Genomic DNA, 12,058 nt, shown 5'->3' on the forward strand with positions numbered 1-12,058 from the left:
GAGGTGGTAATCGACCCGTAACGATGCATGCACACCCCCACCGGCGTGATCGGCGCACGTCGTCCCGCGAAAGGACCAATCCGTGCGCAGATCCCCGAGAGCATGGCTCGGCGCTGTGTTGAGCGCGATCCTCGTCTTGGGCGGCGTCGTCGCCACGCCACCCGCGGCCAGCGCCGCTCCGTTCACCGTCCTGGTCTTCAGCAAGACCGCCGGATTCCGGCACGGCTCGATCACCCCCGGCATCACGGCGATCCAGCAACTCGGCGCGGCCAACGGCTTCACCGTCGAGGCCACCGAGGACGCCGGCCAGTTCACCGACGCCAACCTGGCCCGGTTCGCGGCGGTGATCTGGCTGTCCACCACCGGTGACGTGCTCAACGCCACCCAGCAGGCGGCCTTCGAGCGCTACATCACGGCCGGCGGCGGGTACGTGGGCGTGCACTCCGCCTCCGACACCGAGTACGACTGGCCCTGGTACGGCGGGCTCGTCGGCGCGTACTTCGCCTCGCACCCGGCCGAGCAGACCGCCACCGTGACGGTCGCCGACCAGGTGCACCCGTCCACCAAGGGGCTGCCGCAGCGGTGGAGCCGCTTCGACGAGCTGTACAACTACCGCGCCAACCCCCGGGGCACCGTGCACGTGCTGGCCACCCTCGACGAGAGCACCTACACCGGCGGCAGCATGGGGTACGACCACCCGATCTCCTGGTGCCAGAACTACTCCGGCGGCCGGGCCTGGTACACCGGCCTCGGCCACACCGACGCCTCGTACACCGACGCGGCCTTCCGGCAGCACCTGCTCGGCGGCATCCAGACCGCCGCCGGGGCGGTCACCGCCGACTGCGGCGCGACGGTCACCACGGGATTCCAGCAGGTGGCGCTGGCCAAGGGCGCGGCCGAGACCGGCGAGCCGATGAGCCTGACCGTCCTGCCCGACCGGGGTGTGCTGCACACCTCCCGCGATGGCGTGATCCGGCACACCGACGCCGCCGGCAACACCAAGGTCGCCGGCACCCTCGCCGTCTACAGCGGCGACGAGGAAGGGCTCCAGGGCATCAAGGCCGACCCCAACTTCGCCACCAACCGCTGGGTATACGCGTACTACGCGCCCCCGTTGAGCACCCCCGGGGGCGGGGCGCCGGCCACCGGCACGCCGGCCGACTTCGCCGTCTGGGACGGGGTCAACCGGTTGTCCCGCTTCACCGTGAACGCCGACAACACCATCAACCTGGCCAGCGAGACCCTGATTCTCAACGTGCCCACCAGCCGGGGCATGTGCTGCCACGTCGGCGGCGACATGGACTTCGACGCGGCCGGCAACCTCTACCTGTCCACCGGGGACGACACCAACCCGTTCGACTCGGCCGGCTTCACCCCGATCGACGAGCGGTCCGGCCGCAACCCGGCCTTCGACGCGCAGCGCACCTCGGCGAACAGCAACGACCTGCGCGGCAAGGTGCTGCGCATCAAGCCGAGCGCGGCGGGCGGCTACACCATCCCGGCCGGGAACATGTTCGCGCCCGGCACGGCCCGGACCCGCCCGGAGATCTACGCCATGGGCTTCCGCAACCCGTTCCGGATGAGCGTGGACAAGGCCACCGGCATCGTCTACCTCGGTGACTACGGACCCGACGCGGGCACCGCCGACCCGAACCGGGGTCCGGCGGGCAACGTCGAGTTCGCCCGGATCGACCGGCCCGGCTTCTACGGCTGGCCGTACTGCACCGCCCGCAACGACGCCTACAACGACTACACCTTCCCGTCCGGGCCGTCCGGGGCGAAGTTCAACTGCGCCGGCGGGCCCGTCAACAACTCGCCCAACAACACCGGCATCACCCAGCTCCCGCCGGCGATCCCGGCCTGGCTGCCGTACGGCGGTTCCGGCTCGCCGCCCGAGTTCACCGGCGGTGGCCTGTCGCCGATGGCTGGCCCGGTCTACCGGTACGACCCGAACAACACCTCGCCCGTGGCGTTCCCCCAGTACTACGACGGCACCTTCTTCGCGGGCGAGTTCGGCCGCCGCTGGATCAAGAACGTCAAGCTCGACTCCAGCGGTCAGCCACTGAAGATCCACCCGTTCCCGTGGACCGGCACCCAGGTCATGGACATGGAGTTCGGCCCGGACGGCGCGCTCTACGTGCTCGACTACGGCACCGGCTGGTTCAACGGCGACGCCAACTCGGCGCTCTACCGCATCGAGTACGCCCGCGGCGGCCGCGCGCCCGTACCGAAAGTCACCGCCACCCCCACCAGCGGCACCGCGCCGCTGACCGTGGCCTTCTCCTCGGCCGGCACCCTCGACCCGGACGGTGACCCGTTCACCTACGCCTGGGACTTCGACAACAACGGCACCACCGACTCGACCGCCGCGAACCCCAGCTTCACGTACACCACCAACGGCACCCGCAGCCCGACGCTGACCGTGCGGGACACCACCGGCAAGACCGCCACCGCGAGCGTGGTCGTCACCGTCGGCAACAGCGCCCCGGTGGTCACCGTGAACACCCCGTTGAACGGGCAGACCTTCACCTTCGGAGACGCGATCCCGTTCTCCGTCACGGTCACCGACGCCCAGGACGGCACCATCAACTGCGCCCGGGTGAAGGTGAACTACGTCCTCGGGCACGACTCGCACGGCCACCAGCTCGCCAGCGCGCAGGGTTGCACCGGGGTCATCCAGACCTCGGCCGACGGCGAGCACGACACCGCGGCGAACATCTTCGGCATCATCGACGCCGAGTACACCGACCTGGGCGGAGGCGGCCAGCCGGCGCTGACCACGCACACCCAGGCGGTGTTGCAACCCCGCATCCGCCAGGCCGAGCACTTCGGTGACTCGTCCGGCGTCCAGATCGTCGCCGGGGCGGCCGGGCACGGCGGTGCCGCCGTCGGCTACATCGACAACAACGACTGGATCTCGTTCCGTCCGTACAACCTGACCGGCATCCAGTCGTTCAGCGCCCGGGTCGGCGCGCCGGCCGGCGGCGGCGGGACGCTGGAGCTGCGCGTCGACTCACCCACCGGGCAGTTGGTCGGCTCGGCGACCGTCACCTCCACCGGCGGGTACGCCAACTTCGCCACGGTCACCGGCGGGGTCACCGCGCCGACCGGCACCCGCACCCTGTACCTGGTCTTCAAGGGTGCCGGGCCGTGGTTCGACATCGACGAGTTCACCCTCTCCACCAGCCCCGGCGGTCCCGGCCCGGACCCGGACCCGGATCCCGGCACGGGCACCAACCTGGCCAGGGGCAAGCCGGCGCGGGCCTCCAGCTTCGAGGGCGCCTTCGTCGCGGCCAACGCGTTCGACGGTGTGGCCGGCACCCGCTGGGGCAGCGCCTTCGGTGACCCACAGTGGATCGACGTGGACCTGGGCGCGACGTACGCCCTCAGCCGGGTCAAGCTGACCTGGGAGGCCGCGTACGGCAGCGCGTACCAGATCCAGACCTCGACCGACGGCGTCACCTTCACCACGATCCGCACGGTGACCGGCGGCGACGGCGGGGTGGACGACCTGACCGGGCTCACCGGCTCCGGCCGGTACGTCCGGCTCCTCGGCACCGGCCGCGGCACGGCGTGGGGCTACTCGCTCTACGAGTTCGAGGTGTACGGCGGCACCGGCACCCCGACCGGCGGCAACCTGCTGCTGAACAAGCCGACGACGACGTCCAGCAGCGAGGGGGCCGACGTGACCGGCGCGCAGGCCGTCGACGGCAACCTCGCCACCCGCTGGTCGAGCGCGTTCTCCGACCCGCAGTGGATCCGCGTCGACCTGGGCAGCCCGACCGCGATCGGACGGGTCAAGCTGGCCTGGGAGGCGGCCTACAGCAGCGCGTACCAGATCCAGACCTCCAACGACGGCACCACCTGGACCACCGTGAAGACGGTGACCGGCGCCGACGGTGGCGTGGACGAGCACAGCGGCCTCGGCGCGAACGGCCGCTACCTGCGCATCTACGGCACGGCCCGGGGGACCGGCTACGGCCATTCCCTCTGGGAGGTGGAGGCGTACACGAGCTGAACCACCACCACGACGTGGCCGGCACGGTTCTCCGTGCCGGCCACGCCGCTGGCTCCGTCAGTCGTCGGCGACGGCCACCGGTTCGGTGCCGATGCAGCGGACCTTCAACTCGTGCCGTCCGGCCGAACCCTCGAACGTGACCTCGACGTCGTCGTCCGGGCCCCGGTCCACCTCGTGCACCCGGTAACCCTGCGCGGGCGCCCACGACACCAGGCGTACCCCGTCGGGGCCGCACTCGGCCACGGCCGTGCCGCCGCCGGTGGCGAAACTCCGGCGGACCCCGGCGCTGGCGCTCGGTGCGGCGCTCGCCGTGGACGGCCCGCCCGGCGCGGCGCCCACGGTGCCACTCGGGCCCGGCTCCGGCGCGGCGAGCGCCCGCTCGATCTCCGCCTCGCTGCGCACCCCGCCCGGTGTGCCGGTGATGCTCTCACCCACCAGCCGGATCGCGCCCAACCCGATCAGGGTCGCCACGGCGACGGTGGCCACCCACCCGGCGGCGACGAGGACCGAACGACGGCTCATGCCACCGACTATCCCCGATCCACGGTTGTCGCCGGCACATCCGGAGGCTAAGGCACGGTTAACGTGGGCCCCGCCGGCAGTGACAGCGGCTAGCCTGCCTGCTGTGGCCCGCCTGCTGCTCATCGAGGACGACCTGACGATCCGTACCCCGCTGATCCGTGCCCTGCGGGAACGCGGCCACGCGGTCGCCGCGGCCTCGACCGCGATGGCGGGCCTGCGCGACGCCCTCGACGACCGGCCCGACCTGGTGGTGCTCGACCTGGGCCTGCCCGACCTGGACGGACGTGAGCTGCTGCGGATGCTGCGCGCGGTCAGCTCGGTGCCGGTCATCGTGGCCACGGCGCGTGACGACGAGACCGAGATCGTCCGGGTCCTCGACGCGGGCGCCGACGACTACGTGGTCAAGCCGTTCACCGCCGCGCAGCTCGACGCCCGCGCCCGCGCGGTGCTGCGGCGGGGCCCCGCCGGTGTCGACGCGCCGGACCCGGCCCTCGTCGTCGGCGGTCTGCGGGTCGATCCCCGGTCCCGGCAGGTCACCCTGGACGACACGCCGGTGGAGCTGACGCCGCGCGAGTTCGACCTGCTGCACCACCTGGCCGGGCGACCCGGTCAGGTGGTCACCAAACGCGAGCTGCTCACCGAGGTCTGGCAGATCCCGTACGGCGGGGCCGACAAGACCGTCGACGTGCACCTGTCCTGGTTGCGCCGCAAGCTGGGGGAGACCGCCCAGCAACCCCGCTACCTGCACACCGTGCGCGGCGTCGGCGTACGTCTCGAAGCGCCCTCGGCCCGCCCGTGAGGGCGCGTCTGGCGCTGCTGGTAGCCGCGGTCAGCGTCCTCACGCTCGTCGCGTTCCTGGTGCCGCTGGCGTTGCTGGTGCGCACCGTCGCGCAGGACCGGGCGACCGTACGGGCCACCGCCGACGCGCAGAGCCTCGTGCCGGTGGTCGGTACCGCCGACGCGCCCACCATCCGGCTCACCGTCGAGCAGTTGGCGGCGGAGTCCGGCCGTCCGGTGAGTGTGTTTCTGCCCGACGGCACGGTGCTCGGCGCCCAGGCGCCCCGTACGCCCGCGGTGGCCCTGGCCGCACGAGGGCAGAGCCTCACCGGCGAGTCGGCGGCCGGACGGGAGGTGGTCATCGCCGTGCAGGGCCGGGCGGACGGCACGGGCGTCATCCGGATCGTGGTGCCCCGCCAGGAGTTGACCGCCGGGGTGACCCGGGCCTGGCTGGTGCTGGCGCTGCTCGGTGTGGTGCTGGTGCTGATCGGGTTGGCGGTCGCCGACCGGCTGGCGCGCACGCTGGTCCGGCCGATCAGCGACCTGTCCGCCGTGTCGCACCGCCTGGCGAACGCCGAGCTGGACGCCCGGGTCGTACCCGCCGGCCCGGCCGAGCTGCGGGAGGTCGCCGGGGCGCTCAACCACCTGGCCAGCCGGATCCAGGTCCTCCTGCTCCAGGAGCGCGAGCAGGTCGCGGACCTGTCCCACCGGCTGCGGACACCCCTGACGGCGCTGCGGTTGGAGGCGGAGTCACTGCGCGACCCGGACGACGCGGTCCGGATCGCGGCCGCCGCCGACGGGCTCGAACGGGCGGTCACCGGGCTGATCGAGCAGGCCCGCTGGCGTCGCGCTCCGGTGCCGGGCGCGGTCGCCTCCGATGCCGCGGCGATCGTCGCCGACCGGGTCGCGTTCTGGTCGGTGCTCGCCGAGGACACCGGCCGGGCCGTCCACCTCGACCTGGCCCCCGGCCCGCTGACCGTCGGGGTGGCCGCCGACGACCTGACGGCCGCCGTGGACGCCCTGCTCGGCAATGTCTTCGCGCACACCCCCGACGGCACGCCGTTCACGGTCCGCCTCGTGTCCGACGCCGGCGAGGTGCTGCTCACCGTCGCCGACGAGGGCCCCGGAATGCCGCCGGGCGCCGTGAAGCGAGGGGCCAGCGCGGCCGGCTCGACCGGGCTCGGCCTGGACATCGCCCGGCGGGCCGCCCAGGCCGGCGGCGGCCGGCTGGAGTTGCACTCCGGCCCGCATGGTGGGGCGCAGGTGCTGCTGCGGCTCGGCCCGCCACCGCGGCGCCAGGCATAGCCGCTGCGCTGCCGGGTAGCTGCCACCCATGGCGCGGTATACGAAACCCGAGCTCAGAGAGCAGATCAAGGAAGAGATCAAGGCGTCCGACAAGGGCGGAAAGCCCGGTCAGTGGTCGGCGCGCAAGTCACAGCTGGTGACGCAGGAGTACAAGCGGCGCGGCGGTGCGTTCCTGGGCGAAAAGGACGATCGGCAGAAGGCGTTGCAGCGCTGGGGCAACGAGAAGTGGCAGACGAAGGAGGGCGACGCCCGGGCCCGCAAGGACGGCACGACGAGCCGTTACCTGCCCAAGAAGGCCTGGGACGAGATGTCCGAGAGCCAGAAACGCGCGACCGACACCAAGAAGCGGGAGGCGTCCCGGACCGGCCGGCAGTACGTCGCCAACACCGGCCCGGCCAAGAAGGCACGACGCGACGCCACCACCTCCGGCCGGATGTCGGAGATGTCGGTGGCCGAGGCCAGCAAACTCGTCCGTGGCCTCGACACGCGACAGCTCCGGACCGCCCTGCGCAACGAGCACGCCGGCAAGGACCGCAAGACCCTCGTCCAGCGGCTGGAGGCGGAACTCAACCGGCGTGGCTAGCCGCCAGCAGGCCCGGAGATCGCCCTGCGGTCCCGAAGCCGGTCGCGGTGACCCGCTCGTCATCCCGGCGACGCAGGATCCGCACCTCGGTGGTGGCCCCGGTGCCGGTCAACGGCAGCACCGCCACCGGAGGAGGCGTCACGGCGGTGATGCTCGCCGGTGCGATCGTCACCCCGAGGCCGGCCGCGACCAGGTGCACCACCGTGGTCCAATTGCCGGCGTCCTGGACGATGCTCGGCGTGTAGCCGGCTTCCAGGCACGGCCGGAGATTGCGCTGGTAGGCCCGCTCGCCGGCCATTCGCGGGATGAAGACGAACGGGTCGTCCCGCAGCACCGCCGCGTTGATCGCGCGGCTTCGGGCGTGCGGGTGGTCGGCCGGCAGGACGGCGACGAAGGACTCGGTGGCGAAGGTGACGCCGACCAGGTCGTCGTGGTCGTCCGCGTCCCGAACCACGCCGAGATCGACCTCGCCGCTCAACAGCCGGTCGACGATCTGCGCCGTGTACGCCTCGTGCAGGCGTAGGTGGACGGCCGGATGGCGCTCACGGAAACGACGGATCGGCCCGGCCAGCCCGAGCTGGATGGCCGAACTGACGAAGCCGATGTCGAAGCGTCCCTGCTCCCCGCGCCCGATGCGGCTCGCCTCGTGCACGTCGTCGGACACGGCGGCCAGCACCCGCCGGCACCGGACGAGATACGCCTCACCGGCGGGCGTCAGCGCCACCGACCGGGAGGTGCGGACGAACAGCGGCGTACCGATCATCGCCTCGAGCTGTCGGATCTGCTGCGACAGCGGCGGCTGGGCCATCCGCAGTCGCACCGCGGCCCGACCGAAGTGCAGCTCCTCGGCGACCGCGACGAAGTACCGCAGGTGGCGCAACTCGGGATCCATACGTCGAGGATACGAATCAGTCCAAACAAGATATTGGACGTTCGAATGAGGGCGGCCGGAGAATCGGGGTCATGAATCCGAGCACGCTGACCGTCACGTCCATGACGACCCCCGAGGAGGCCGATGCCTTCCGGACGCTGAACGAAGAGTGGATCTCCCACCGCTTCACCATCGAGGAGTCGGACCGTAAGACGCTCGGTGACCCGTTCGCTGCCATCGTCGCGCCGGGCGGCGACGTGCTCGTCCTGCGCGACGGCGGGGAGATCGTCGGTTGTGTCGCCCTGGTACGCAGCTCGGCGGACGTCTTCGAGTTGTCGAAGATGGCGGTGACCCCGGCGCTGCGCGGCAGGGGCCTGGGCCGGCAACTCATCGAGGCGGCGATCGGGCGCGCCCGCGAGCTCGGCGCGGCCACCCTGTTCCTCGGCAGCAGCACCAAGCTCCCGAACGCCGTACACCTCTACGAAACGGCCGGCTTCCAGCACGTCGACGCGGAACAGATCCCGTTGGCGCCGTACGACCGTGCCGACGTCTTCATGCGGATGGCGCTCTGACCGCCGGCTTAACCCGGCCTTAGCGTTGGGACAGCGCGCTGCTATCCCGGTTCCGCCGATCCTCGTAGTCGACAACCGAGGAAAGGTGGACACCACGATGAAGCGGACCAATCTGCTCCTGGCGTCGGCCGGCGGGGTGGCGGTGCTGGCGGTGGCCGGGGCCGCGTTCGGCGTCACCGCCGCGAAGGACTCGCGCACCGACACGACGCTCGCCGCCGCGACCGTCGCGCCGACGGCCGAGAGCACGACCGCCGCGCCGGCGACCGGCGGTCCGTCGTCGACCGGCACACCGTCGGGTACGCCGACGAGCGGTGCCCCGTCGTCCAGTGGAGCCCCGTCTGCGGGCGGGGCGCCGGCCGGCGCCGCCGTCGACGAGAAGCGGGCCGGGGAGATCGCGCTCGCCAAGGCTGGCGGCGGTCAGATCGTCGAGATCGAGGCCGAGCAGGAGCACGGCCGTGCGGTCTGGAGCGTCGAGGTCGTCGTCGGCGACACCGAGCACGAGGTGGACGTTGACCGTGCGGACGGTTCGGTGGTCAAGGCCGAGCAGGAGCCGGTCGATGTCGATGACGACGCCGATGACAAGAACGACGACGCGGACGACGACGGCGACGACAGCGGCGACGGCGACGACGACTGATCGTCGAATCTCGCCGCCCGCCCCGGGGTCGACCCGAGGCGGGCGGCGACGTCGTGGAGCAGTTGCCCCGGCGCGGTGGTCTAGATCGGCACGCGTTGTTCCTGGACCGTCGGTTGCTCCTGGGCCGTCGGTTGCTCCTGGGCGAACTGGGTGCGGTACAGCTCGTGGTAGCGACCGCCCGCCGCGAGCAGGTCGCCGTGTCGTCCGCGTTCGACGATCCGGCCGGCCTCCACGACGAGGATCTGGTCGGCCGCCCGGATGGTGGACAGTCGGTGCGCGATGACAACGCTCGTGCGACCGGTCAGGGCCTCGGCGAGGGCGTCCTGGACCGCGGCCTCCGACGTGGAGTCGAGGTGCGCGGTGGCCTCGTCGAGGATGACCACGCGCGGCCGGGCCAGCAACAGTCGCGCGATGGTCAACCGTTGCCGCTCGCCGCCGGACAGGCGGTATCCGCGTTCGCCGACGATGGTGTCGAGACCGTCGGGAAGCGTACGGATCAGGTCGTCGAGTCGGGCCCGCCGCAGCACGTCCCACATCTCGTCCTCGCTGGCGTCGGGCCGGGCGAACGCCAGGTTGGCGCGGATGCTCTCGTGGAAGAGGTGCCCGTCCTGGGTGACCACGCCCAGCGCCGTCCGGATCGACTCGGCGGACAGGTCGCGTACGTCGACGTCGCCGAGCTTCACGGTCCCGTCATCGACGTCGTACAGGCGGGGCACCAACTGCGCGATCGTCGACTTACCCGCCCCGGAGGAGCCCACCAGCGCGACCATCTGACCCGCCTCGGCGCGGAACGACACCTCGTGCAGCACGTCCTCGCCGCCGCGCGTGTCGAGCTTCACCACGTCCTCGAGGGAGGCGAGGGACACCCGGTCCGCGGACGGATAGCCGAACCGTACCCCGTCGAACTCGACCGCGACCGGTCCGTCGGGGAGGGGGCGGGCGTCGGGCTTGTCGAGGATCAGCGGCCTGAGGTCGAGGACCTCGAAGACCCGCTCGAAGCTCACCAGCGCGCTCATCACCTCGACCCGGGCGCTGGCCAGCGACGTCAGCGGCGCGTAGAGGCGTGACAGCAGCAGCGCGAGGGCGACCACGGTCCCGGCGTCGAGGCTGCCGCGCAGGGCGTACAGGCCGCCCAGCCCGTAGACCAGGGCCAGCGCCAGCGAGCCGACCACGGTGAGCGCGGTGATGAAGACCCACTGCAGCATCGCCGTACGGACGCCGATGTCCCGTACCCGCCGTGCCCGGGCGGCGAACTCGGCGGACTCCTCGGCCGGTCGCCCGTACAGCTTGACCAGGGTGGCGCCGGGCGCGGAGAACCGTTCCGTCATGCGGGTGCTCATGGCCGCGTTGTGCTCGGCGGCCTCACGCTGCAAGCGGGCGAGCCGTGAGCCCATGCGGCGGGCCGGTAGCACGAAGATCGGCAGCAGGACGAGCGCCAACAGCGTGATCTGCCACGAGAAGCTGAGCATCACGGCCAACGTCAGCATCAGCGTGACCGCGTTGCCGACCACACTGGACAGAGTGTCGCTGAACGCGCGCTGCGCGCCGATCACGTCGTTGTTCAGGCGGCTGACCAGCGCACCTGTGCGGGTCCGCGTGAAGAACGCCACCGGCATCTGTTGGACGTGGTCGAAGACAGCCGTCCGCAGTTGAACGATCAGCCCCTCACCGATGCTGGCGGAGAGGAATCGGGTCACCAGCCCGAGGCCGGCCTCGGCGAGGGCGATCACCGCGATCAGTACGGCCAACCGGACCACGACGCCGCCGTCGGCGCCGTCGACGATCGCCTCGACCACCCGACCGGCGAGAATCGGCGACGCCACCGTGAGGACTGCCGTCACCACACTCAACAGCAGGAATCTGACGATCAGTGCGCGGTGCGGCCGGGCGAACCGCGCGATCCGCTTCAGGGTGGCGCGGGACAGCGGTCGCTCGTCCCGCGCGTTCATCGCGTGGCGCAGAGACGTCCACGCGGTAACTTCCATGCTCATGCGTACCTCCGATACCGGAGGCTAGGACCTCATCCAAGCTTCAGGTCAAGCCGCGCGATAAGGTTCCCGCGTGCCATTGACCAATCCATGGCTGGCCGGGCCCACGCCGGTTGGGCGGCTCGATCGTGAACGGCTCGACGAGCGCATTCTCAACCTGCTGTCGTCGCAGAACATGTGCGTACTCGCGACCACGGGTCCGGACGGCCCGCTGGCCACCCCGGTGCGGTACTACCCGCTCGGCTTCACGGTGCTGTTCACGGCCTCGCCGCGCTCGCCCAAGATGCGCAACATCGCCGCCGATCCGCGAGTGTCCGTCGGGATCTTCGCGCCGCTGGTCGGGCTGGCCAGCAGCCGTGGGGCGCAGGTGTTCGGTACCGCCCGGGTGCTCGATCCGGCGCATCCGGACCGTACGCACTACTGGGAGGCGTTCCGATGGGAGAACGAGCACGCCGAGCGGGGACGCTCGGTGTCCGAGCCGCCCGAAGACACCCTTGTGGTCGTTGAGCCCGAGCGGATTGTCTATACCGAGCACTGGCTGCGACGTGAAGGGTTCGCACCCCGCCAGGTCTGGCGCCGCACGCCACCCGCGCGGCAGTGCACCTAGGCCCTGACAAATGGCCCAGCGCACTAGGGCCTGTTTCATAAGAGCTGGCCGGCCTGCGGCGGGCCCGGACGACGACCGGCGGCGTTGCGGTGGCGTCCGGATACAACACCGGTATCCGGACGAAACCGCGCCTTGCCGGATCGCCGCCCGGACTCCGCCGCAGGCCGACCGCCCGGAT

At 71.6% G+C, this 12,058-nt stretch carries 10 protein-coding genes; 7 read left to right on the forward strand and 3 right to left on the reverse strand.

Annotation, left to right across the window (positions count from 1 at the left end; all coding sequences use genetic code 11):
• The first annotated feature begins 82 nt into the window (after positions 1 to 82).
• Positions 83 to 4,018 (forward strand): ThuA domain-containing protein, encoded by a 3,936-nt coding sequence (locus tag AB0I89_RS14460; RefSeq protein WP_357125663.1) that lies wholly within the window; start codon positions 83 to 85, stop codon positions 4,016 to 4,018.
• Positions 4,019 to 4,075: 57 nt separating this feature from the next.
• On the opposite strand, the gene AB0I89_RS14465 is transcribed toward AB0I89_RS14460, so the two are convergent.
• A complete protein-coding gene (locus AB0I89_RS14465) occupies positions 4,076 to 4,540 on the reverse strand; it encodes a septum formation initiator (RefSeq protein ID WP_357125666.1) in 465 nt (154 codons plus the stop codon).
• A 103-nt stretch (positions 4,541 to 4,643) separates the two neighbouring features.
• Between AB0I89_RS14465 and AB0I89_RS14470 the strand changes: the two genes are divergently transcribed.
• Genes AB0I89_RS14470 through AB0I89_RS14480 form a run of 3 tightly spaced genes read left to right on the forward strand, consistent with a single transcriptional unit; the run spans position 4,644 to position 7,205 of the window.
• Positions 4,644 to 5,339, forward strand: coding sequence for a response regulator transcription factor (locus AB0I89_RS14470; protein WP_357125669.1), 696 nt, complete (start codon positions 4,644 to 4,646; stop codon positions 5,337 to 5,339).
• The gene (locus tag AB0I89_RS14475) at positions 5,336 to 6,622 is read left to right on the forward strand and encodes a HAMP domain-containing sensor histidine kinase (RefSeq protein ID WP_357125672.1); all 1,287 of its coding nucleotides are present in this window, start codon (positions 5,336 to 5,338) and stop codon (positions 6,620 to 6,622) included. The genes AB0I89_RS14470 and AB0I89_RS14475 overlap by 4 nt, the downstream gene beginning before the upstream one ends.
• A 28-nt stretch (positions 6,623 to 6,650) precedes the next feature.
• Positions 6,651 to 7,205 carry a DUF5872 domain-containing protein gene (locus tag AB0I89_RS14480; RefSeq protein ID WP_357125675.1) on the forward strand — a complete coding sequence of 185 codons (555 nt, stop codon included), beginning with the start codon at positions 6,651 to 6,653 and terminating at the stop codon, positions 7,203 to 7,205.
• Here the strand turns inward: AB0I89_RS14480 and AB0I89_RS14485 are convergent.
• Entirely contained in the window at positions 7,189 to 8,097 is a 909-nt protein-coding gene (locus tag AB0I89_RS14485) for a LysR substrate-binding domain-containing protein (RefSeq protein WP_357125678.1), read from the reverse strand. The two genes, AB0I89_RS14480 and AB0I89_RS14485, sit on opposite strands and share 17 nt — an antisense overlap.
• Before the next feature lie 71 nt (positions 8,098 to 8,168).
• On the opposite strand from AB0I89_RS14485, the gene AB0I89_RS14490 reads away from it, so the two are divergent.
• Positions 8,169 to 8,648, forward strand: coding sequence for a GNAT family N-acetyltransferase (locus tag AB0I89_RS14490; RefSeq protein ID WP_357125681.1), 480 nt, complete (start codon positions 8,169 to 8,171; stop codon positions 8,646 to 8,648).
• A 97-nt stretch (positions 8,649 to 8,745) separates the two neighbouring features.
• Entirely contained in the window at positions 8,746 to 9,285 is a 540-nt protein-coding gene (locus tag AB0I89_RS14495) for a PepSY domain-containing protein (protein ID WP_357125684.1), read from the forward strand.
• An 80-nt stretch (positions 9,286 to 9,365) separates the two neighbouring features.
• On the opposite strand, the gene AB0I89_RS14500 is transcribed toward AB0I89_RS14495, so the two are convergent.
• A complete protein-coding gene (locus AB0I89_RS14500; RefSeq protein ID WP_357125687.1) occupies positions 9,366 to 11,276 on the reverse strand; it encodes an ABC transporter ATP-binding protein in 1,911 nt (636 codons plus the stop codon).
• A gap of 70 nt (positions 11,277 to 11,346) precedes the next feature.
• Here AB0I89_RS14500 and AB0I89_RS14505 point away from each other — a divergent pair, with 70 nt between their 5' ends.
• Positions 11,347 to 11,880, forward strand: coding sequence for a pyridoxamine 5'-phosphate oxidase family protein (locus AB0I89_RS14505; RefSeq protein ID WP_357125690.1), 534 nt, complete (start codon positions 11,347 to 11,349; stop codon positions 11,878 to 11,880).
• Positions 11,881 to 12,058 lie beyond the last annotated feature (178 nt).

Origin of the sequence: Micromonospora sp. NPDC049801 (assembly GCF_040656575.1) — a bacterium.
Classification (GTDB): Bacteria; Actinomycetota; Actinomycetes; order Mycobacteriales; family Micromonosporaceae; genus Micromonospora.